The 22205-nt window shown below is 69.3% G+C and carries 18 protein-coding genes; 8 read left to right on the top strand and 10 right to left on the bottom strand.

Annotation, left to right across the window (positions count from 1 at the left end):
- The coding region (locus ABI385_RS15025; protein WP_407068288.1) for a M4 family metallopeptidase at positions 1-1050 on the top strand (1050 nt) is incomplete at its 5' end.
- Positions 1051-1117: 67 nt separating this feature from the next.
- Here ABI385_RS15025 and era read toward each other — a convergent pair.
- The 5 genes from era to ABI385_RS15000 form a co-directional block, all read right to left on the bottom strand.
- On the bottom strand, positions 1118-2038 hold the full coding sequence (gene era, locus ABI385_RS15020) for a GTPase Era (RefSeq protein ID WP_348104567.1): 921 nt from the start codon (positions 2036-2038) through the stop codon (positions 1118-1120).
- Positions 2035-3360, bottom strand: a complete 1326-nt coding sequence (locus ABI385_RS15015) for a hemolysin family protein (RefSeq protein WP_407068289.1) — start codon at positions 3358-3360, stop codon at positions 2035-2037. The genes era and ABI385_RS15015 overlap by 4 nt, the downstream gene beginning before the upstream one ends.
- A 32-nt stretch (positions 3361-3392) precedes the next feature.
- Complete coding sequence (gene ybeY / locus ABI385_RS15010) at positions 3393-3860, bottom strand: rRNA maturation RNase YbeY (protein WP_348104565.1); 468 nt, start codon at positions 3858-3860, stop codon at positions 3393-3395.
- Positions 3857-4939 (bottom strand): PhoH family protein, encoded by a 1083-nt coding sequence (locus ABI385_RS15005; RefSeq protein WP_407068287.1) that lies wholly within the window; start codon positions 4937-4939, stop codon positions 3857-3859. Before ABI385_RS15005 ends, ybeY begins: the two co-directional genes overlap by 4 nt.
- Before the next feature lie 85 nt (positions 4940-5024).
- The gene (locus ABI385_RS15000) at positions 5025-5369 is read right to left on the bottom strand and encodes a histidine triad nucleotide-binding protein (protein ID WP_348104564.1); all 345 of its coding nucleotides are present in this window, start codon (positions 5367-5369) and stop codon (positions 5025-5027) included.
- A gap of 70 nt (positions 5370-5439) precedes the next feature.
- Between ABI385_RS15000 and ABI385_RS14995 the strand changes: the two genes are divergently transcribed.
- Positions 5440-5994, top strand: a complete 555-nt coding sequence (locus ABI385_RS14995; protein ID WP_348104563.1) for a SigE family RNA polymerase sigma factor — start codon at positions 5440-5442, stop codon at positions 5992-5994.
- Positions 5991-7103: a Gmad2 immunoglobulin-like domain-containing protein gene (locus ABI385_RS14990; protein ID WP_348104562.1), complete on the top strand. Its 1113-nt coding sequence runs from the start codon at positions 5991-5993 to the stop codon at positions 7101-7103. Before ABI385_RS14995 ends, ABI385_RS14990 begins: the two co-directional genes overlap by 4 nt.
- A 31-nt stretch (positions 7104-7134) precedes the next feature.
- On the opposite strand, the gene ABI385_RS14985 is transcribed toward ABI385_RS14990, so the two are convergent.
- The 3 genes from ABI385_RS14985 to hrcA form a co-directional block, all read right to left on the bottom strand.
- Positions 7135-7881, bottom strand: coding sequence for a 16S rRNA (uracil(1498)-N(3))-methyltransferase (locus ABI385_RS14985; protein WP_348104561.1), 747 nt, complete (start codon positions 7879-7881; stop codon positions 7135-7137).
- A gap of 58 nt (positions 7882-7939) precedes the next feature.
- A complete protein-coding gene (gene dnaJ / locus ABI385_RS14980) occupies positions 7940-9067 on the bottom strand; it encodes a molecular chaperone DnaJ (RefSeq protein WP_348104560.1) in 1128 nt (375 codons plus the stop codon).
- Positions 9068-9169: 102 nt separating this feature from the next.
- On the bottom strand, positions 9170-10219 hold the full coding sequence (hrcA, locus tag ABI385_RS14975; protein WP_348104559.1) for a heat-inducible transcriptional repressor HrcA: 1050 nt from the start codon (positions 10217-10219) through the stop codon (positions 9170-9172).
- 197 nt (positions 10220-10416) lie between these two features.
- Between hrcA and ABI385_RS14970 the strand changes: the two genes are divergently transcribed.
- Positions 10417-11310: a DUF3097 domain-containing protein gene (locus ABI385_RS14970; protein ID WP_348104558.1), complete on the top strand. Its 894-nt coding sequence runs from the start codon at positions 10417-10419 to the stop codon at positions 11308-11310.
- Between the two features lie 116 nt (positions 11311-11426).
- Positions 11427-11831, top strand: a complete 405-nt coding sequence (locus ABI385_RS14965) for a DUF4870 domain-containing protein (RefSeq protein WP_348104557.1) — start codon at positions 11427-11429, stop codon at positions 11829-11831.
- A 221-nt stretch (positions 11832-12052) separates the two neighbouring features.
- Here the strand turns inward: ABI385_RS14965 and hemW are convergent, their stop codons facing one another.
- Positions 12053-13291 (bottom strand): radical SAM family heme chaperone HemW, encoded by a 1239-nt coding sequence (hemW, locus tag ABI385_RS14960; RefSeq protein WP_348104556.1) that lies wholly within the window; start codon positions 13289-13291, stop codon positions 12053-12055.
- A 435-nt stretch (positions 13292-13726) separates the two neighbouring features.
- Here hemW and ABI385_RS14955 point away from each other — a divergent pair, with 435 nt between their 5' ends.
- Positions 13727-14581, top strand: coding sequence for a tyrosine-protein phosphatase (locus tag ABI385_RS14955; RefSeq protein ID WP_348104555.1), 855 nt, complete (start codon positions 13727-13729; stop codon positions 14579-14581).
- 65 nt (positions 14582-14646) lie between these two features.
- Here ABI385_RS14955 and ABI385_RS14950 read toward each other — a convergent pair whose 3' ends face one another.
- Complete coding sequence (locus ABI385_RS14950; protein ID WP_348104554.1) at positions 14647-20724, bottom strand: hypothetical protein; 6078 nt, start codon at positions 20722-20724, stop codon at positions 14647-14649.
- 40 nt (positions 20725-20764) lie between these two features.
- Here ABI385_RS14950 and ABI385_RS14945 point away from each other — a divergent pair, with 40 nt between their 5' ends.
- Together ABI385_RS14945 and ABI385_RS14940 are read left to right on the top strand one after the other, a co-directional pair.
- Positions 20765-21163, top strand: coding sequence for a hypothetical protein (locus ABI385_RS14945; protein ID WP_348104553.1), 399 nt, complete (start codon positions 20765-20767; stop codon positions 21161-21163).
- Positions 21164-21412: 249 nt separating this feature from the next.
- On the top strand, positions 21413-22205 hold a 793-nt coding region (locus ABI385_RS14940; RefSeq protein ID WP_348104552.1), incomplete at its 3' end, for an ADP-ribosylglycohydrolase family protein.

Raw genomic sequence — 22205 nt, 5'->3', positions numbered from 1 at the left:
CTCGTCGGCGACGCGCAGCTGCGCCGGCGACGCGAGGTCTTCACCGAGCGGGGGCGCGGCGAGCGGGGCGGTCTCCTCGCTCCGGGCACCGTTCCACGGGCGCCGCACGTCCACGCGCCTGCCGCGCCGCACCGACACGGCGCGGCCTCGACGCCGACGGTCAAGCGGTCGATCCACGACGCCAAGACCGGCACCACCCTGCCCGGCTCGGAGGTCCGCGCCGAGGGTGCTCCGGTGAGCACGGACGTGGCGGTCAACCAGGCTTACGACGGGTTGGGCGCCACTTGGGAGCTGTACTGGCAGGCATACCAACGCAACTCGTTGGATGCCAAGGGTCTCGAGCTCATCGCGACGGTGCACTACAGCACGGTTTACGACAACGCGTTCTGGGACGGTTCGCAGATGGTGTTCGGAGACGGTGACGGCACCTACTTCAACGGGTTCACGTCCAGTGTCGACGTCATCGGGCATGAGCTGACCCATGGCGTCACGCAGTTCACGGCGGGCCTGACCTATGTCGCCCAGCCGGGGGCGCTCAACGAGTCGGTCTCCGACTGTTTTGGCTCGATGGTCAAGCAGATGAGCCTTGGGCAGGACGCGGCGTCCGCTGACTGGCTGATCGGCCAGGGCCTGTTCACGTCGCGGGTCAAGGGGGTGGCCCTGCGCTCGATGAAGGCTCCCGGCACCGCGTACGACGACCCGACGCTCGGCAAGGACCCGCAGCCGGCAGACATGGACGGATACGTCGACCTGCCGCACGACTCAGCGCACGACAACGGCGGTGTTCACACGAACTCAGGCATCCCCAACCGCGCGTTCTACCTGGCGGCGACCGGCATCGGCGGCCGTAGCTGGGAGGGGGCCGGCGCCGTCTGGTACGACGTGCTCACCGGAGGCACGATCAACAAGGACGTCGACTTCGCGGGCTTTGCCGCCCTGACCATCGCCGCGGCGAAGCAGCGGTTCGGTGCGACGAGTGCGCAGGCGGGCGCCGTCCAGCAGGCCTGGGTCACGGTCAAGGTGCTCACCGGGTCGTCGGCCAGACGCTGAGGCGGCACTGCGCCTGGGCGTCTTCCGTCGGCGCCCTGCTGATCAGCTCGATATCCCCATGTGTAGGTCAGAAACCGAGGCGCTGCAGCTGTTTCGGGTCGCGCTGCCAGTCCTTGGCGACCTTGACATGCAGGTCGAGGTGGACCCGCTGACCGAGCAGCGCCTCGATGCCCGCCCGTGCGGTCGTCCCCACGTCGCGCAGTCTGGACCCACCCCGGCCGATCACGATCGCCTTCTGGCTGGACCGCTCGACGAACACGTTGACGCGCAGGTCGAGTAGCGGGTCGTTGTCGGGCCGGTCAGGTCGCGGCACCATCTCCTCGACCACCACCGCCAACGAGTGCGGCAGCTCGTCGCGAACGCCTTCGAGCGCCGCCTCCCTCACCAGCTCGGCGATCATCACCACGTCGGTCTCGTCCGTGAGTACGCCGTCGGGATAGAGCTGCGGCGAGTGCGGGAGGTAGCTCGCCAGCACGTCCCGAACCACCTCGACCTGGTCCCCTCGGATGGCCGAGCACGGCACGATCTCGTCCCACGAACCCAGACGGTCGATCGCGATGAGGTGCTCCGCGAGCTTGGGTCGCTCGATGGTGTCGATCTTGGTTGCGATGGCGACCACGGGGCGGCGCCGGGTACGTTGCAGCTCGGCCAGCTCGGCCGCGATGTAGGTGTCGCCGGGGCCGATCTTCTGGTCGGCCGGGAGGCAGAACCCGATGACGTCGACCTCCAGCAGGGTCTCACGAACGAGGTGGTTGAGCCGCTCCCCCAACAGGGTTCGCGGCTTGTGCAGCCCGGGGGTGTCGACGAGTACGAGCTGTGCGTGCTCGCTCATCGCGATCCCGCGGATCGTGTGGCGGGTCGTCTGCGGCTTCGACGAGGTGATGGCGACCTTGTGGCCGACGAGGGCGTTGGTCAGGGTGGACTTGCCGGCGTTCGGCCGGCCGACCAGGCAGGCGAACCCCGCCCGGTATGTCGGCGTCTCGGTCACGAGTCCGCCCCCTCTCGCTGGCGCTCGGAACGGTGTGAGGTCTCGTGTTGCTCGGGCGGCTCGGGCGGCTCGGCCGGGTCCGCCTCGATTCGATGGACGATGACCGAGGCGATGCGGTGCCGACGACCGGCCATCCGCTCCGCCGTCAGTGACAGACCTGCCACCCCGGCGTGGGAGCCGGGGATGGGCACCCGACCGATGGCCTTGGCGAGCAGCCCGCCGACACTGTCCACCTCCTCCTCGTCGATCGTCACGTCGAAGTAGTCCGCGAGATCGTCGATGCTCATCGTCGCCGGAACGCGCAGTGAGCCGTCGGGGAGAGTCTCGACCCCCGGTGTCTCCCGGTCGTACTCGTCGTCGATCTCGCCGACGATCTCCTCGATGATGTCCTCGATCGTCACCAGACCCGCCGTGCCGCCGTACTCGTCCACAACGATCGCGAAATGGCTCTGGTCACGCTGCATCTCGCGCAGCAGGTCGTCGACCGGCTTGCTCTCGGGCACGAAGTGCATCGGCCGCATCGCGCTGTCGACGGGGTGCTGCGCGGACTCGGGGTCGGCATACGTGCGCCGCACCACGTCCTTGAGATAGAGCAGCCCCCGCGTGTCATCGCTGTTGTCGCCGACCACGGGGATCCGCGAGAACCCGGACCGCAGGAACAGCGACATCGCCTGCCGCAGCGACCGGTCGTGAGAGATCGTCACCATGTCGGTGCGGGGAACCATCACCTCGCGGACAACGGTGTCGCCGAGCTCGAAGACCGAGTGGATCATCTCGCGCTCGTCGTCCTCGATGACTGCCGAGTCGCCGGCGATGTCGAGCAGGTCGCGCAGCTCCGCCTCGCTCTGGAACGGTCCCTCCCGGTAGCCCTTGCCAGGTGTCACGGCGTTGCCGAGGGCGACCAGGACCCGCGACACCGGCCCGAGGACCTTGCGCAGCCCGACCGCGAACGGCGCAGCCCACAGGGCGACCGTGTCGTAGTTCTGCCGGCCGAGAGTTCGCGGTGAGACGCCGACGATGACGAACGACACGATGGCCATTACGACGATCGCGATCGCCAGAGCGAGGTTCTTGGCCTGGACGAGCTCGAGCACCGCCACGGTGATGAACACCGCGCAGGTCGCCTCGGCGACGACGCGCAGGAAGGCGAGCACCGCCAGGTATGCCGCCGAGTCACCGACCACCGTCGTGAGCGACCGCGAACCCGTGCGTCCCTCGTCGGCCAGCTCCTGCGCGCGCACCCGGGACATCCGGAAGATCGCCGCCTCGGCGGCCGCGAGCACGAAGGCGATCGCGATGCTCAGCAGCGCGAACAACACCATCTGGGTGAACACGTCCCCGGCTCCGTCCGTGCCTAGGAGACCGGCCGGCCGCGCGCGGCCAGGAACGTGAGCAGGAGCTGGCGTTGCAGCTCGAACATCTCCCGCTCCTCGTCCGGCTCGGCGTGGTCGAACCCGAGCAGGTGCAGGATGCCGTGGGTGGTGAGCAGCAGCAGCTCCTCCTCCGTGGCGTGGCCGGCCTCGGTAGCCTGCTTCGCCGCGACGCCGGGGCACAGCACGATGTCCCCGAGGACACCCTCCTCCGGCTCGGCGTCGTCACCGCCCGGGCGCAGCTCGTCCATCGGGAAGCTCATGACGTCGGTCGGACCCGGCAGGTCCATCCACTGCACATGCAGGGTCTCCATGGCCGGCTCGTCGACCAGGGTGATGCACAGGTCGGCCTGCGGGTGGACCTTCATCTCGCTCATCACGTAGCGCGACAGGGCGAGGAGCTCGAGCTCGTCCGCAGCGAACTCGGTCTCGTTGAGCACCTCGATGCTCACGGGGTACCGGCCCGGGGCTCGTCGCGGCTCTGCCGACGCCGGTCTCGGTCTCCCTCGGTCCGCCGGTCATTCCTGTCCCGGCCGCGCCGCTCCCCCGCCTCCGCGTCGCAACGGTCGTAGGCGTCGACGATCTCTCCTACGAGCCGGTGCCGGACGACGTCAGCAGACGTCAGCTCGATGAAATGGATGTCGTCGATCCCGTCGAGGATGCCCCGGACCTGGCGCAGCCCCGAGATCGTGCCGCCGGGCAGGTCGACCTGGGTGACGTCACCGGTGACGACCATCTTGGCGCCGAAACCGAGCCGGGTGAGGAACATCTTCATCTGCTCGGCCGAGGTGTTCTGCGCCTCGTCGAGGATGATGAACGCGTCGTTGAGCGAGCGTCCACGCATGTATGCCAGCGGAGCCACCTCGATCGTCCCGGCGGCCATCAGCCGCGGGATTGTCTCCGGGTCGACCATGTCGTGGAGGGCGTCGTAGAGCGGGCGCAGGTAAGGGTCGATCTTGTCGTTCAGCGTGCCGGGCAGGAACCCGAGCCGCTCTCCCGCCTCGACGGCGGGCCGCGTCAGGATGATCCGGTTGACCTGCTTGGCCTGCAACGCGGCGACGGCCTTGGCCATCGCCAGATAGGTCTTGCCGGTGCCAGCCGGACCGATCCCGAAGACGATCGTGTGACTGTCGATCGCGTCGACGTAGCGCTTCTGGTTCAGCGTCTTGGGCCGGATCGTGCGCCCCCGGTTGCTGACGATGTTCATCGTCAGCACGTCGGCCGGGCGCTCGTGGGTCTGGCTGCGGAGCATACCGATCGAGCGTTCGACGGCGTCGCGGTTGAGCGGCTGCCCAGCCTCGATGATGACCAGCAGCTCGTCGACGAGACGCTCCACGAGGGCGACGTCGGCGCTCAGTCCGCGCAGCGACAGCTCGTTGCCTCGGACGTGGACGTCGAGGGCAGGGAAGGCGCGCTCGATGGTCCTCAGTAGCTCGTCCCGCGGGCCCAGCAGCGTGACCATCGGCACCGACGGCGGGATGGTGATCGTGTGAGTCGGCCGCGAGCCGCTCGCGGGATCGGTCTCAGTCAAGGGCGGTCTCTGTCATCGTGACTCGATTGTACGGGGACGGTCTTCACCACGGGGCTGGTCCGCGGGCCGGACCTGTGGTGTCGGCTCAGCCGGGCGGCCAGGTCAGCTCCCGCCCGCCCAGCAGGTGCAGGTGAGCGTGGAACACCGTCTGACCCGCACCGGCGCCGGTGTTCGCCACCATCCGGTAGCCGTGGTCGAGACCTTCGTCGTCCGCAACCCGAGCGGCCAAGGCCACGACATCGGCGAGCTCGTCGGGGTACTCCGCGAGCTCACCGAGGTCCGGGACGTGCCTGCGGGGGATGACCAGGACGTGGGTGGGGGCCTTGGCGTCGATGTCCCGGAACGCCAGGGACAGTGGCGTCTCGGCGACCGTGGTGGCCGGGACCTGGCCCTCGAGGATCCTGCAGAAGAGGCACATGGGCGCGATCATGGAAGTGACCATAGGTTCCTGTCAACGCGTCGCTCACCTGGCGCGTCAACAGGGCATGGGAAGGTTGACCATGGCCGATCGCGGGCCGACGGCGCCAGCCGCGCGGCAGGAGGCTGCCGACGACGCGCTCACCGAGCTGTATGCCACGCATTGGGTCCCGCTCGTGCGGCTGGCCTACGTGCTGGTCCGGGACTCCGCTCGGGCCGAGGACGTCGTGCAGGACGCGTTCGTCGCCTCCTACCCGCGGCTCGCCAGGCTGCGCGAGGACGGGACGGCGCTGGCCTACCTGAGGCGGGCGGTCGTGAACGGCTGCCGCTCCGGATTTCGGCACCGCACGGTTGAGCACCGCTATCTCGCAGCGGCTGGTGCCTCGGCGGACCTGCCCGGACGAGCCGTCGGGGAGAGCGCCGAGGCGTCGGCGGTGCGGCGTGCTGATGACCTCGCGCTACTCGAGGTGGTGCACACCCTCCCTGCGCGGCAACGGGAGGTCGTCGTTCTGCGGTACTACGCGGATCTCAGCGAGCTCCAGATCGCGGATGCGCTGGGTATCTCGTCGGGCTCGGTCAAGGTGCACGCGCACCGCGCCATCAGCACCCTTCGTCGTGTCCAAGGAGACCCCGCATGAGCACCGGACCGCGCGATCCCGCCGACGAGCACGAGGTGGAGAACCGGCTCCGGGCGGCCTTGGGTCGAGAGGCAGACGGGGTGGTTCCGGCATACCGGCTGGAGGAGATCCGGGCCGAAACCGGACGGTCTTCCCCGGGCCGGCTGCCGCAGTGGGTTCCACCGGTCGGCGCGGCGGCGGCGGTGGCCGTTGTCGCCCTTCTGGTCTGGTTGGGGGTGCGCCCGGGGACAACGACGCCCGTGCCGGTGGGCACGGTCGCGGCGGCGCCGAGCACGGCGGCCACCACCGGGACGCGCCCCACCGCCGGCAGCACCAGCGTCGGAAGCCCTACCGGCGGGACCTCCGTCCCGAACGGAGGCGCGACCGCCGCGGTCGCCCTTCCTGTCTTCCGTATCCAGTCGTTTTCGCAGGGAGCGAAGGTCGGGAAGTGGCAGCTGGTGCGGGAGTTCGCGTCGACCAAGGTGAGCGCCCCAGATGACCTGAACGCCCGGATCACGGCGGCGCTCGACCTCGCGCTCTCTCCGAGTGACCCCAACCCCAACGGCTTCGTCAGCGCCTGGCCCGCCGGGACCACGGTTCAGAGCGTCAGCCGCAACGACCCGGAGATCCGCGTCATCTTGAGCAACCCCGGCAAGGCCGGTTTCACCACCGAGCAGCAGCAGATGGCGGTGCAGCAGCTGGTCTGGACTGCGACCGCGGTCGCGCAGCAGAGTGCTCCGGTTTTCATCGGGGCGACCGGAGGTGTCATCTTCGAATCCGTCCCGGCCAACGTGTTCAAACGGCCGGCCGACGCCCGTCTGGCTGACGAGATCGCACCGATCTGGGTCGACAACCCGTCTGCGGGACAGACGGTGGCGGCCACGGCTCGCGTGGTGGTCACCGGGCAGGCATGCGTGTTCGAGGCCACGGTGGGCTGGCAGCTGCGGCAGGGCGCCGCGGTCGTCAGAAAGGGTTTCACGACAGCCTCGTCCGGCTGCCCGCAGCAGGGGAGCTGGTCGGTCGACCTCGGGACGCTGGCTCCCGGTGACTACACGTTCGTGGGGATCGAGTCCAGCGCCGCCGACGGGAGTGTCGCCTCCCAGCTCCTGGTTCCCTTCCGGGTCTCCTGAGGAGGGCGTCACCGGCGTGAGGTCGGTGCGGTCAGCGCCAGCGAGAGGCCGCGCTGATCACGGCGAGGGCCGCCGGGCCGGCGGCCGAGGACCGCAACACGTCCGAACCCAGCCGCACGACGACCGCTCCGGCAGCCGTCAGGGCGGCGAGCTCCTCGGGCGCGATCCCTCCCTCGGGACCGACGACGACCAGGACCTCGCCGTCGTCGGGCAGTGCCAGGCCCGCGAGTGGCCGGGTCGCCTCCTCGTGCAGGACGAGCGTCAACCCGCCCCGCCCGACGCGCTCGACCAGCCCGGTCGTCGACTGGACGGAGGTGACGAGGGGCGCGCGGGCCCGACGGGACTGCTTCGTGGCGGCGGACACGACGGCCTCCCAGCGCCGGCGCCCGCGTTCCTCCTTGGCCTCGCCCCGCCATCGGACGATGCTGCGGCCGGCCTGCCAGGGGACGACCTCGTCGACACCGAGCTCGGTCGCGGCCTCGACCGCCTGCTCGTCCCGGTCTCCTTTCGCGAGCGCCTGGACCAGCACGAACCGGGGCGAGGCCTCGGGGGCCTCGTGCAGGGCGAGCACCTCGGCGGAGAACCGGCCCGGAGAGGCATCGATCACGACGACCTCGGCGCGGCGGCCGGCGCCGTCGGAGAGCAGGACCTGCTGCCCTGCGGTGATCCTGACGACCGAGACGGCGTGCCGTCCCTCGTCGCCCCCGACCTCGACGACAGATCCGGTATGCGCGTCGGCCAGCTCCGTAGCCGCGACCAGGAACATCCGCCCCGTCACGGGACTCCCGCCCCTGCTGCCCCTCCCGCTACTCCCACTACTCCGGTCACTCCCGGGCTCACTTGCCCATGAAGGCGTCGCGCAGCTTGCCCATCAGGCCTTTCTCGAGGGGTGCGAGACGCCCCTCGGGCCGCTCCTCCCCCCGCAGGGTGGCCAGATCGCGCAGCAGCTGCCCCTGCTCCTCCGTGAGGTGCGTGGGAGTCTGCACATTGCTGTGCACGATCAGGTCGCCGCGCCCGCCGCCGCGCAGGTGGGTGACCCCGAGCGAACGCAGCGTGTGGATCTCTCCTGGCTGGGTCCCCGGCGTGACCACCAGGTCGCGGTCTCCGTCGAAGGTAGCGAGGGAGACGGTGGTCCCGAGAGCAGCCGCCGTCATCGGCAGCTCGACCGTGCAGTGCAGGTCGTCTCCGCGCCGACTGTAGATGCCGTGCGGGCGCACGTTGACCTCGACGTAGAGATCCGCGGCCGGCCCCGCCCCAGGGCCGACCTCGCCCTCACCGGCCAGCTGGATCCGGGTGCCGGTGTCGACACCGGCGGGGACCCGGATCTTCAGGGTGCGACGCGTGCGGACCCGACCTTGGCCGGAGCACTCGAAGCACGGGTGCTGGATCACGGTGCCGTAACCCTGGCAGTTCCCGCACGGCCGGCTGGTCATGACCTGGCCGAGGAAGGACCGCTGCACGCTCTGCACCTGACCGGCCCCGTTGCATACCGAACAAGTCACCGTGCCCGTGCCCGGTTGGGACCCGCTGCCCTTGCAGGTGTTGCAGCCCACCGCCGTGTCGATGGTCAGGTCCTCGTCGGAACCGAAGACCGCTTTAGAAAGGTCGATGTCCAGGCGTACCAACGCATCCTGTCCCCGCTGAGCCCGCGACCGGGGTCCCCGTTGGGTCCCGGCGGCACCCCCACCGAAGAAGGCGTCCATGACGTCGTTGAAGTTGAACCCCTGGCCGGATCCCGCGGCGCCAGCGCCCCCGTAGGGGTCGGCCCCCATGTCGTAGGCGCGCTTCTTCTCGGGGTCGGACAGGACGTCGTATGCCTGTGACACCGTCTTGAACTGCTCACCGGCGCCGGCGTCCGGGTTGACGTCGGGGTGCAGCTTGCGCGCCAGCTTGCGGTAGGCCCGCTTGATCTCCTCCTCGGTCGCCGCGTGGGTGACGCCGAGGTCTGCGTAGTAGTCGCTCAACTGATGTCCCTGTTCTGCACTGTTCTGCGTTGTTCTGCACTGTTTCGCAGTGTTCTGCTAAACGTCGTGCGCTGTCTTCGGGGTGTGGGAAGGCGGGCGGCCTCAGGGGTCGAGGATCTCGGAGACATACCTCGCGACCGCACGGACCGTGGCCATCGTCGTGGGGTAGTCCATCCGGGTCGGACCGAGCACTCCCAGGCCCGCGACGACCTCGGTCCCGGCGGCATACCCCGTGGAGACCATGGACGTGGATGTCAGCCCCTGGTGTGGGTTCTCGTGCCCGATGCGCACCGCCACCGTGTCCGACGCACGGCCACTGCGGCCGTCCTCGCCGAGCGCGCCGAGCAGCTTGAGCAGGACCACGTGCTCCTCGAGGGCTTCCAGTACCGGGCCGATGGTGAGCGGGAAGTCGGTGCCGAACCGGGCGAGGTTCGAGGTCCCGGCGAGGACCACCCGCTCCTCCCGTTCCTCCACCAGCGCGTCGTCGAGGGTGCGGACGACCGCGGCGACGATCTCGCGCTCGTTCTCGGGGAACCGGTCCGGCAGCTGCACGAGGCGGGCCCCTGCGTCACTGAACGGCCGGCCCACGGCCTCGGTGTTGAGCTCGGAACGCAACCGGGACACAAAAGCCTCACCGCCCTCCCCGTCCAAAGCTCCGCGTGCGGCCACGACACGCTGCTCGACGCGGCCGGTGTTGACGATGAGGACGATCATCAGCCGGTCCGGTCCCAGCGGGACGAGCTCGATGTGGCGGACCGTCGAACGGGTCAGGCTCGGGTACTGGACGACGGCGACCTGTCTGGTCAGGGTGGCGAGCAGTCGGACGGTGCGGTCGACGACGTCGTCGAGGTCGACCGCCCCCACGAGGAAGGTGCGGATCGCCGAACGCTCCGCAGGCGTCATCGGCTTGACGGCACTCAGCCGGTCGACGAAGACGCGGTAGCCGGCGTCGGTCGGCACCCGGCCGGCGGAGGTGTGCGGCGCGTGGATCAGGCCCTCCTCCTCGAGGACGGCCATGTCGTTGCGCACCGTCGCGGCCGAGACCCCGAGCTGGTGCCGCTCGACGAGAGCCTTGGACCCCACGGGCTCGGAGGTGCGGACGTAGTCCTGGACGATGGCGCGCAGCACCTGCAGCCGACGGTCGTCGCTCACCACACACCTCCGTTCGCCCAGCTGTCTCGCTCCGTACCGGTGCCAGGCGAGGGTGCTTGGCACTCGGCATACCGGAGTGCCAAGTCTACGTGTTCGGCTCGGATGCCTCCCGTTCGGCGAGGCGTACGGACAACGAGGGACGGGCTGCATACGCTCCCGAAGCGGATATCGCGAACAAGCTGACAAGGGATGGGGGCGTGATGGATCGTTACGGGGGCGACGTCCTCGCCGGGGACTGGCGCCGGGCTCGCCGCCCCCCGCCGCGTGAGGTCCCCGCGGAACCCGGGCTGGTCGTCGAGGAGGTCGACACCGGCTGGTGCGGTGCGGTCACCCGCGTCGAGAAAGCCGGCGGTATGCAGGTGGTGCACCTGGAGGACCGCCGCGGCCGCACGCGTGGGTTCCCGCTCGGACCCGGTTACCTGCTCGAGGGCGCGCCCGTCGTGCTCGTCGCGCCCGTACGGGCAGCAGCGGAGGCCCTGGCCGCGGCGCGCCGAGGGGAGGCCCGCACGGCCAGCGGCTCGACGGCGGTGACCGGGGTCCGGGCGAGAGTGGCCTCGGGCTCTCGGTTGTTCGTGGAGGGCCGGCACGACGCCGAGCTGGTCGAGAAGGTGTGGGGTGACGACCTGCGCGTCGAGGGCGTCGTGGTGGAGCTGCTCGACGGTGTCGACGACCTCGCGGGTGTGGTTCGCGCGTTCCGACCTGGCCCCGGGCGACGGATGGGCGTCCTCGTCGACCACCTGCTGCCGGGGACCAAGGAGACGGCAGTGGTGGAGGCGGTGCGACGACAGCCGGAGGCGCGGGGCGATGTCCTCGTGCTCGGCCACCCGTTCGTCGACGTGTGGCAGTCCATCCGACCCGAACGCCTCGGCCTGCCGACCTGGCCGGTCGTGCCGCGGGGCCAGTCGTGGAAGCACGGCATCTGCGCCGCCCTGGGGTGGCCGCACGAGAGCCAGACGGACATCGCCCTCGCCTGGAAACGGATCCTCGGGTCGGTGCGCGGCTATGCCGACCTGGAACCGAGCCTGTTGGCTAGCGTCGAGGAGCTCGTCGACTTTGTGACGGCTCCGGTTCAGGGTCAGGACTCACCCTGACCCGACCCTGACCCGACCCTGAAACCGGGTCGGACGGAGCGCCCGCGCCCTCGGTGGCGTCCACAATGGTGTCAGCGGGGACCATCCCGCACCACCACGTCACCAGGACGGACACCATGACCAGCCAGCCCCCAGTCGGTCCCACCCCCGCGGGCGGACAGCTCAGCAGCGCGACCGAGCGGAGCGTGAGCATCCTCGCGCACCTGTCGGCGCTCATCGCCGCGGTGGTCTCGGCCGGCTGGCTGAGCATCGTCGGACCCCTCCTGGTCTGGGTGTTCTACAAGGACCGCAGCGCGATTGCCCGCCAGGCCGCTGCTGGGGCCTTCAACTTCAACCTCGCCGTGTGGCTGCTGATCATCGTCGGCTGGGTCTGCATCTTCACCGTGGTCCTGTTCCCGGTCGGGATCATCGTGTGGGTCGTCGCCGGGGTCGCAGCACTGTTCTGCCACATCAAGGGCGCGATCCGGGCGAGCAACGGCGAGGCGTACGCGTACCCGTTCTCCATCCCGGTTCTGCACTGACCCTGCAGCTGCACTGACCTAGCACCGCGCTTGCGTCCGACGTTGTGGTTGCCCTGGCCGCCACTTCGTCGGACGCAGCCGCCCCCCCACACCATCCGTCCGACGTTGTGGTTGCCCTGGCCGCCACTACGTCGGACGCACCGCCCCCGGCACACCATCCGTCCGACGTTGTGGTGGCCCTGGCCACCACTTCGTCGGACGCAAGCGGGGGTGGGCGAGCGTCAGCCGACGCCGAGCAGCCGCCGGACGACAGTGTCCGCCAGCAGCCGCCCCTGCCGAGTCAGCCGCACTCGGCGCTGAGCCAGTGCGACGCGGCCGTCCACGAGACCCTCGGCCACGAGGCCGGCAACCGCCGTTCGCCCCGCCCGGTCCAAGCGGTCCACGGGCAACCCGTCGACCAGCCTGACGCCGAGCAGGACCTCCTCGTCGTGCCGCTGCTCCGTCGTCAGGATCTCCCGGGCCGCGGCCGGCGACGCCCCCGCGGCGAGCCGGTCGGCATACGCGACGGGGTGTTTGACGTTCCACCAGCGCACTCCCCCGACGTGGCTGTGCGCGCCGGGACCCACGCCCCACCAGTCGCCGCCCCCCCAGTAGCCGACGTTGTGCCGGCACCGGAACTGCGGCCCGCGCGCCCAGCTGCTCACCTCGTACCAACCGAAACCCGCCGCGGTCAGCAGCTCGTCGGCGAGCTCGTACTTCGCCGCCTCGTCGTCGTCCTCCGGCGCTGGGACGTCCCCGCGCCGCACCTGGGCGGCGAGCTTGGTCCCCTCCTCGACGACGAGCGCATAGGCCGACACGTGGTCCGGGCGGAGGGCCACCGCGGCGTCGAGGCTGGTACGCCAGTCGGCGAGGCTCTCCCCCGGTGTGCCGTAGATGAGGTCGAGGCTGACGTCGAGACCTGAGTCGCGGGCGGCAACGACGGCGCGGACCACGTTTTCGGGATCGTGGGTGCGGTCGAGGGTCCGAAGCACGTGCGGCACCGCGCTTTGCATCCCCAGGCTGACGCGGGTGAAACCTCCGGCCCGGAGCCCCTGCAGGGACTCGAGCGTCACGGAGTCAGGGTTGGCCTCGGTCGTGACCTCCGCGCCGGGCGACAGACCCCACCGGGTGCCGATGCCGTCGAGGACCCTGACGAGGTCCTGCCAGGCGAGCAGCGTCGGGGTACCGCCACCCACGAAGACGGTGTCCACAGTCGGTGCGTCCGGGCCGAGGACACGAGCTGCTAGGTCGAGCTCGGCGAGCGCAGCGTCCGCGAAGGTCGCGGTGCTCGCACCGGGCACACGACCGTCTCCCAGCTCGGCGAGGGTATAAGTGTTGAAGTCGCAGTAACCGCACCGGACTGAGCAGAACGGCACGTGGACGTAGACGCCGAACGGGCGCTCGCCGAGCGTCGCGGTCGCCTCGGCCGGGAGCTCGCCTGTCGTGGGAGAGGGCTCCCCCTCGGGCAGCGCGCCGGGCATGACCCCATTGTCCGACACCGCGTGAGGCTGACTCGACGGCGTGTCCGGAGCGACACGCCGAGGGTATGTCGGGGGAGCGAAAAAGTTCGGGACCGACTCTTGCGCGAAGCGCAGCCGGAGGGCTAGACATAACCCACGCCACCGGTTCTCCGGAGGCGCACCGAACATCTGAACAACCGAGTTCTCTTCAGGGAGAACGCGATTGGGATGACGATCGGGCTGTCCAGACTCGTCTGGACAGAGTTCGAGGGTCAGACCTCGGACGCGTTTGAGGGTCAGACCTCAGACACCCTGCGGCGGACCTTGGTTCGCCGCCGAAGGCCCCGGAGACTCATACTCTCCGGGGCCTTCACCTTTGTGCGAGGGGCTCGTCGCTGGAAGCGACATCGAAGCGCTGGCCGTGCCGACCTCGGAGCAGAGTCGTAGTGTCCTCGGGTGACAACCGATGCCCACCGCCCCGCCTCGACTGTTCCCGCCTGGATCGAGCTGGACGGCGTCGTCAACATGCGTGACGTCGGCGGACTGCCCACGACCGACGGCGGGACGATCGCGTCGGGGCGGTTGATCCGGTCGGACAACCTGCAAGAGCTTTCCCCGGCTGCGGTCCGGCACCTCGTGGACGAACTCGGCCTCACGGACGTCGTGGACCTGCGCACCCACGTCGAGGTCGCCAAGGAGGGCGACGGCCCGCTGGTCGCCGAGCCGCGCGTCACCATCCACCATCACACGCTCTACACCGAGGACACGGTGCAGACCGGGATCCCGACCACCGAGCGAGCGCTGCCCTGGGTGCGGGACCCGATGGTCGGGGACGACCGGCGGGACCAGGAGGTGCAGCGTGTCGCCGCCGAGCGACCGGAGCACGAGGCATTCTGGTCACAGCACTACCTCGGCTACCTGGCGAACCGGCCCGACTCGGTGGTGGCGGCACTGCGCACTATCGCGGATGCTCCGGGCGCCGTGGTGGTCCACTGCGCGGCGGGTAAGGACCGGACCGGCACGATCGTCGGCGTGGCGCTCAGCCTGGCCGGGGCGGCGGACGACGCGGTGGTGGCTGACTTCGAGCTGTCCGCGGAGCGGGTGCCACAGATCCTCGAGCGCCTCCGCAGACGCGAGGCCTACGCGGCCAACCTCGTGGGCAAGACCGTCGACGAGCAGTCTCCCCGCGGCGAGACGATGCGCCGGCTGCTGGCCGCACTGAGGGCCGCGGGCGGAGCCGAACAGGTTCTCACTGCGGCCGGCTGGACGTCCGGGGACACCAGCCGCCTGCAGGCACGCCTGCGCAGATGAGCCAGGCTCTGTCTGCGTGAAAGGTTGCACCCCTCATGAGGGGTGCAACCTTTCACGCAGATCGGTCAGCTATCTGAGTGCTGGGCAGCGACTCGGCGGCGCCCGGACCAGAGCACTGCTGCCGCGCCGACGAGGAGCAGGACCGCTGCCCACCAGAGGATCGGGGCGGGGTTCGAACCGGTATTCGGCAGTGCCGGGTTGGGCGGGACTGGCGGGATCGGCGGCACCACTGTCTGTGCCGACGTCAGGTGCGTCGTCGAACAGACCGTGCAGGTGCCACCCGCCCCGGGGGTGGCAACGTTGGTGACCGTCACCGAGTAGGCGTCGGCGCTCAGCCTCACCTGGTAGGTCAGCGTTGCCGTGTCGCCGAGCGCTGCCAGGGTCGGCAGCGCCCAGGTCAACGTCGTCCCGGTCAGCGTCGCTCCGGCGGGCACGGCCACCAGCGTCCCGTGGTTCAGTACGGCCGACAGATCATCTGTGACGACCGCTCCGGTGACCGGGGGCGCATACGTGTTGGTCACCGTGAGCGTGTAGGTGATCGTGCTGCCCACCGGCACCGTGGAACCCGTCGTCGGGTCACTGGACTTGACCATCCTCCACGCGGGCGTGTCGTGTGTGGTCGTCGTGCAGTCCGGCGCGTCGGCCGCCGCCGGGACGGCAGCCAGGGCACGAGCCGCTTGGTCGGCCGGTGTCACACACGGGTTCGAGCCAGGACTCGTGATGACGTTGCGCAGAGTCACTCCGGATGCGCCCGCGTTGACCTTCACCTGGTACGTCACCGTCTGGCTTCCCGATAGTTGCGGGATCGTCCAGGCCAGCGTCATCCCGGTGAGGGTGGAGGTGCCGGTACTCGCAGTGATGCTGCCGACGACGAACGTCGCGTTGTTCAGGACGGCCGAGAGGTCGTCGTTGACGACGACGTTCCGCGGGTCCTGACCGGCCAGCTTTTGCGCCGTCACGGTGTATGTAATGACGTCACCGGGCTGGACGGTAGAACCAGTCGGGGGGTTGCTCGCCTTGCTGATCGCCCAGGTGCCGGCGACGTCCGTGTTTGTGATCGTGCACGTGACATTGCCGGCCAACGGCACCGCCACCGCGGCTGACGTCACCGGCAGGTCGATGCCGCTGTTCGTGCACGTCCACAACGACGCGGTGTACCCGGCCGGGCCACCCGACTCGGTCAACGCATACGACCCCGCCGGGGCGGTCTGGTTCGTCACCGCCGGTGAGTTCCCCGGTCCCGTCACCGTCTTCGCCGGAACGGTCGCCTTCGCCGCCGTCAACGTCCACTGGTCCGCGTTGGCCGTCCCACCATTGGCGTTGACCACCACCTTCTTCAACGTCAACGCTGCGGGCACGTCCGTGTTCGTGATCATGCACGTGACATTGCCGGACAACGGCACCGTCACCGACGCGTCGGTAACCGGGATGCTCGTCGCACCATTCGTGCACGTCCATGGCGACGCGATGTAGCCCGCCGGTCCACCGGACTCCGACAACGCATACGAGCCCGCCGGGACGGTCTGGCTCGTCACGGCCGGCGAGTTGCCAGGTCCGGTCACCGTCTTCGTGGGTGCCGTCGCCTTCGCCGCCGTCAGCGTCCAGTCAGAGGGCACCCCTGTGCCGCCGTTGGCGTTGACCACCACCTTCTTCAGCGTCAGCGTCGCTGGGACGTCCGTGTTGGTGATCGTGCACGTGACATTGCCGGCCAACGGCACCGCCACCGCGGCTGACGTCACCGGCAGGTCGATGCCGTTGTTCGTGCAGGTCCACAACGACGGCGTGTAGCCAGCCGGCGTTGTCGACTCCGACAAGGCATACGAGCCCGCCGGGACGGTCTGGCTCGTCACGGCCGGCGAGTTGCCAGCTCCGGTCACCGTCTTCGTGGGAGCCGTCGCCTTCGCCGCTGTCAGCGTCCAGTCAGAGGGCACCGCGGTGCCGCCGTTGTCGTTCGTCACCGTCTTAACCAGAGTCAGCTTCGCCGGGATGTCGGTGTTGGTGATGGTGCACGTGACGTCCTGGCCCTCGGTCAATGTCACCGAGGTTGCCGTCGAGGAAGCTGATCCGATGCACACCCAGGCAGACCCGGCGTAGCCTCCGGGGCCGGCCTCGGTCAAGGTGTAGGTGCCGACCTTGACGGGCGCTGCCGTGATGGACGCGTCGGTGTCACGACCGGTGATCGGCGACGGGCCCGCCGCGCTCAGCGCCCAGTCGCGAGGGACCGCCGTCCCACCGGCCTGGTTGAGGACCTTCTTGACCAGGGTCAGCGTCGGCGTGACCGCGGTGTTGGTGATCGTGCAGGTCGTGTTCCCGCCGAGAGGAACCGTGACGGTGGTCCCGTTGTAGACGCCGCCCTGGCACACCCATGCTCCGGGGGTGAAGCCGCCCGGACCTGCCTCGCTCAAGGCGTAGGCGCCTGCGAAGACCGAGACCTGGTTGACGCCGCCGGGGCTCGTGTTGTCGCCGTTACCGGCCACGTCGGGCTGGCCGGGGATGTTCTGCGGCGTCGCCGTCAAGGTCCAGTCGGCCGGCACCTTGCCCGAGCCCGAGGCTGCGGGGTCAACCACCTTGATCAACGTGAGTACCGCACCCTCATCGTCGTTGTTGATGGTGCAGGTCACGCTTCCGCCGTTCGGAACCACGACAGTGGCCCCGGTGGCGGTGGCCCCGGTGCACAACCACGCACCAGCGGTGTAACCCGCAGGTCCCGACTCGCTCAACGTGAAGGTGCCAGCGTTGACCGGCGCGGCGGTCACGGCGGGTGAGCCCGTCGTGCCGCTGATCGGTGTCGGGCCGGCAGCGGTCAAGGTCCACGCGTTGGGCGCTGATGTGCCGCCGTTGTTGTTCGTCACGGTCTTGACCAGGGTCAGCTTCGCGGGCTGGTCGTTGTTGTTGATCGTGCACGTCGCCGAGACGCCCACTCCAAGAACGAGACTGGAGCCGGTCAACGTGCCGGCGGTACAGGACCACGCGCTCGGGGCATAGCCAGCTGGCCCCCCGGACTCGGACAACGCGTACGCACCTGCGTTGACCGGCACGTTCGTCACGGTGGCCGAACCGGTGGCACCAGAGACGCCGGTTGTCGGCCCAGCCGCGGCAAGCGTCCACGCCGTCGGCACTGCCGTACCGCCGTTGTCGTTTGTCACCGTCTTGACCAGGGTCAGGTGCGCCTGTTGGTCATCGTTGTTGATGGTGCATGTCACGGTGCCGCCGTTGGGCACTACGACACTTGCGCCGCTTGCTATGGCGCCCGTGCACGACCACGCGCCTGCCGTATACCCCGCCGGGCCGCCTGACTCCGACAGTGTGTAAGTGCCGGCGTTGACCGGTGTCGTGGTCCCCGTCTTGACGTTGACGACGGGAGTGGGGCCAGCGGCCGACAGATTCCAGGCGAGGGGCGTCGCGGTGCCACCGTTGTCGTTGGTCACCGTCTTGACCAGTGTGAGCTGGCCCTGCTGGTCGTTGTTGTTGATGGTGCACGTCGCCGAGACCCCGACTCCGAGAACGAGACTGGAGCCGGTCAACGTCCCACCGACGCAGGACCAGGCACCGGCGGCGTAACCGGACGGACCGCCACCCTCGGAGAGGGTGTAAGTCCCCGCCGCGACAGGCGCGTTGGTCACGGGCGCTGAACCGGTCGGACCGGACACGCCAGCGGTGGGGCCGGCAGCGGTCAGTGTCCAGGCTGTCGGCACTGCCGTCCCGCCGTTGTCGTTCGTCACCGTCTTGACGAGCGTCAAGGTCGCCGGCTGGTCGGTGTTCACGAACGTGCAGACCGCCTGCTCACCGACCTTGAGGGTGACTTGGGTCGCCGCGCGCGGGACGCCCGGGTCGCTGGAGATGACGCACGTCAGGGACGTGAGCTGATAGCCCGGGATCGACGACTCAGAGAGTCCGTATGTCTGCCCGGGGCGAACGAAGAACGACGCCCCAGCCAGGCTGCCGGTGACTGACTGCGGCCCGAGCCCGGGGGGCACCGCGCCCGTCGGAGTGGCGGTCAACGTCCAGGCGGAGGATACGGCAGTCCCGCCGTGGGCGTTCACGACCTGCTTGATGAGAGTGACCTGGGTGGTGACGTTCCTGGCCTCACAGCGAACCGAGAACCCGGGTGGGACCGAGACACCACCGTTGAGGCCGTCGGCGTATCCGGGAATCACCGCCCCGGTGCTCGGGTTGAGCTGCACGCAGAACCAGCTGATCGTCGAGCCCGGGATCGCGGTCGCGCCGGGGGCGGCGATCTGCACATAACGCGGGTCACCGGCCGACTCGGCGAGCGGGTAGTTCACGGCGGGGCTCACCAGAGCGTTGACACCGGTTGTCCCACTCGGGCCGGCGATTGCACCGGTGGGCGCTGTCGCACTCAAGGTCCAGGCGGAGGCGGCGGCAGGGCCGTTGACGACCGTCTTGACCAGGGTCAGGCGCGACGGGCAGGTGGCTGTGTTGGTGATCTGGTAGGAGTTCGGACCCGCTTGAAGCGCCGCGGTATAAGGCAATGCGAGGTCGACAACGGATCCGTTGCTGTTCGTCAACCGCCGGTTCGTGAGGGTGCACAGGGACGTGCTTGCCACGCTGGACGTCTCGTCGACCGACACCAGGTTCCCCGCCTGGAACCCCGCGCGCGGCGTGCTCCAGTCCTGCGCAGATCCGTTGAGCTGCAGTGCGGCCACGAGCTCTGGCGGCTGGTTTCCTTCGTCGTAGAAGACCCCGTTGACGTTCCACCGTTTAGACACAACGATCTGCGCCGGCGGCTGCGGCGCGGTGTTGTAGACGGTGCAGCTAATGGGGTAGGTGGAGCTTGCGGTGACGGTGAACCCGAGGGCTCCGGAGCTGGTCACCGGCGCGCTCGCACCGGTGTCGAGGCGGGTGCACACGGCGTTGGCGCCGTTGACCGGATGCAGCGTGTACCCAGCCTGCTGGGTCTCGGTGCCGGTGACAGCGGCGCTCGCAATGCCGCCGGGGAAGGTGAGGTTGAAGTTGACGGCTCCCGTACCGGCGGCCGTCTGGCCGCTTGCCGGAGCGACCGTGACGCCATTCGTCGCCGTCGCCCCGAAGGTCCAGCCGCCTGCCGGTGTCGCTCCGACCAGCGAGTTCGCCGGCGTACCTGGAGGCAGCACCTGCTTGACGACGGTAACCGTTCCCTTGCAGCTGCCGAGGGCCAGCGCGCGAAGGGCCGCGCCCGCGGCGGCATAGTTGGCGCTCTGGTAGTAGTCGCTGGTTGCGACCGTGCCGGAGATGGCGCGCAGGTTGTCCGATGCACCGCCGATGGCGGAACCGACTCCGACCGCGAGCATCCGGGTGCCCTTGGCCTTGATTGCGTTCGCGGAGAAGATGCCGTTCTCGACCTCGCGGAACCGGGTCTGGGTGCCTGGACCCTGCACCGGGTTCGTCGAGTAGAAGGTCGGGTTGCCGTCGGTGATGACCGCGACAAGGTCGTAGTGCTGGGTCGCGTTCGCTACCTGGGAGAACGCCCGGTCCCAGTTGGTGCCACCGTCCTGACCTCCCGGCAGCGCCCAGGCGTTGATGTAGCCGTTGACCGTCGCGGCATCGGTGGTTGTCGACACGGGCATCTGTTGGGGTCGGTTGACGTTGACGGCGCCGGCTGCCGGTGAGTCTGTCGCGAAGGTGAACAACGACGCGGTCGATGGCGTACCGGTCAGGGCGTTGACGAAGGTGGTCGCCGCTCCCTTGAGGTTGACCAGGTCGGTGGTCGTCACCGAGTTCGACAGGTCAGCGACGATGGCAACCTTCAGGCCGCACGCCGGCGGCAGGGCAGGGTTGACTCGACTGTCCGGCCAGATCCCTCCGGAGGCGATGTTGTTGGTACTGCCCGTGTCGATCATGAAGTCCGTCAACGACCTGTAGACGACGCCGCTGCGCAGCTGGGTACCCGTCTGGAACGCGTAGGCCGTCGATGCCACGGTCGTACCAACCGCCAAGGTCGGATTGGCGTAGTACCCGCCCGGCGCAGTGACTTGTTTGACGTAGAACCGTTTGTCGCGGTTCGCACCACCTGTCTGGGTGTTGGGCACGGTGAAGCTGCAGTCTCCGTCAGCATCGGAGACACAGGTACCGAATGTGGCAACCGGTGTCGTGGCTGCAGCCGTGTCGAACAGGCCGAGCGTGACGCCGGCGAGGGGCGACACCGATGTGATCCCGACCCGGTCTGAGCCGACCTTGACGGTGATGACCGCGTTGTTGCCAGATGCCGGCGGCACGACGAGCGGGGCAGCCCGCAGCGCAGACGATTCGGCAGCGGACGGGGTCGTGGTCGAGGTCGGGGTCGGCGTCGGGGTCGGCGTGACCGGTGAGCTTGGTGTGGTGGTGCTTGTTGGGCTCGCGTCGGCCGTAGTCCGGGCGCTTGCCGGCGCCACCGGTTCGCTCGTTGAATTCCCGGTGGGCGTGCCTGTCGGCTGGGTGGTGTTCGTCGGGTCGACGGTGGGCGTCGCCGTGGCCGTAGCGCCGGGGGTGGGTGAGCTCGTGTCCGCAAAGGCCTGGGTACCCGTCAGCGGGATGATCCCGATGGCGAGCGCCAGCGACGCCGCGACGGCAGCTGTCACGCTTCTCCGGCTGCCCGAGACCTGAGCCAAACGATGAGGTGCACGCGTACTGCGCATTCAAGCTCCCCGCCAGTTACGCACGACACAGCAGACGTGCCGACGCATTCTTACAGAAAACGGGCAGTTCACAACAGGCTCATGAGTACCTCGTCTCACTCTTGGGCGTGGTGGTGGGTTGTCACGTCCTGACATACATGCCCGCGGCCTGCAGGGGACGCGCACAATGGCCAGCATGGTTACAGCGGCGCCGGATCGGTCGGGGGAAGATCGAGCCGTGGGCGCGTTGCTCGGCCTGGCGGCTGGCGACGCGACCGGCACGACCCTGGAGTTCACGCCGCGTGACCGGGTCGAGCCGATCACGGACATGGCCGGCGGTGGACCGTTCGGCCTCGAACCGGGCCAGTGGACCGACGACACGTCGATGGCCCTCTGCCTTGCGGAGTCGCTGCTCGACACAGGCGGCATGGACCTCCAGGACCAGATGCGGCGCTACGTCATGTGGCGCGACGACGGCTACCTGTCGTCAACGGGCCGCTGTTTCGACATCGGGTACACGACCAGCGCCGCTCTCTCCCGGTTCAAGGAAACCGGCGAGGCAATTGACCCGAGGATCAATCCCGATATGCAGGCCAATGGTTCGCTCATGCGGCTGGCCCCGGTCCCGATCCGCTGGTTCGCCGACATCGGCGAAGCTGCTTCGAGATCCGGCGAGTCCAGCCTGCCCACCCACAACGCGAGCGCTCCTGTCGACGCCTGCCGGGTGATGGGGGCGATGATCGCGGCATTGGTCCAGGGCGAGTCGTGGGCAGCAGTCACCAAGCCGGAGTTCTGGGTATGGGGTGACCTCGACCCCGCTATCGACGAGGTCGTCCGGGGTTCGTTCCGGACCACGACCGATCACGAGATCAAGGGGTCCGGGCACTGTGTCCGGGCGCTGGAGGCGGCCCTGTGGGCGGTCGACGGCGCCGACGACTTCCGGGACGCGGTCCTGCGTGCCGCTAACCTCGGTGACGACGCCGACACCACAGCGGCAATCGCCGGACAGCTGGCCGGCGCACGGTGGGGAG

The organism is Lapillicoccus sp. (assembly GCF_039935575.1).
GTDB lineage: Bacteria > Actinomycetota > Actinomycetes > Actinomycetales > Dermatophilaceae > Lapillicoccus.
This window is presented reverse-complemented; position numbering and strand designations above follow the sequence as displayed.

Excerpts from the sequence above, each read along its gene's own strand:
- ABI385_RS15015 (WP_407068289.1), bottom strand. The coding sequence starts at position 3,360 with ATGGTGTTGTTCGCGCTGCTGAGCATCGCGATCGCCTTCGTGCTCGCG.
- ABI385_RS14995 (WP_348104563.1), top strand. The coding sequence starts at position 5,440 with ATGGCCGATCGCGGGCCGACGGCGCCAGCCGCGCGGCAGGAGGCTGCC.
- ABI385_RS14965 (WP_348104557.1), top strand. The coding sequence starts at position 11,427 with ATGACCAGCCAGCCCCCAGTCGGTCCCACCCCCGCGGGCGGACAGCTC.
- hemW (WP_348104556.1), bottom strand. The coding sequence starts at position 13,291 with ATGCCCGGCGCGCTGCCCGAGGGGGAGCCCTCTCCCACGACAGGCGAG.
- ABI385_RS14945 (WP_348104553.1), top strand. The coding sequence starts at position 20,765 with ATGACCGCGTTGTTGCCAGATGCCGGCGGCACGACGAGCGGGGCAGCC.
- ABI385_RS15000 (WP_348104564.1), bottom strand. The coding sequence starts at position 5,369 with ATGATCGCGCCCATGTGCCTCTTCTGCAGGATCCTCGAGGGCCAGGTC.
- ABI385_RS14990 (WP_348104562.1), top strand. The coding sequence starts at position 5,991 with ATGAGCACCGGACCGCGCGATCCCGCCGACGAGCACGAGGTGGAGAAC.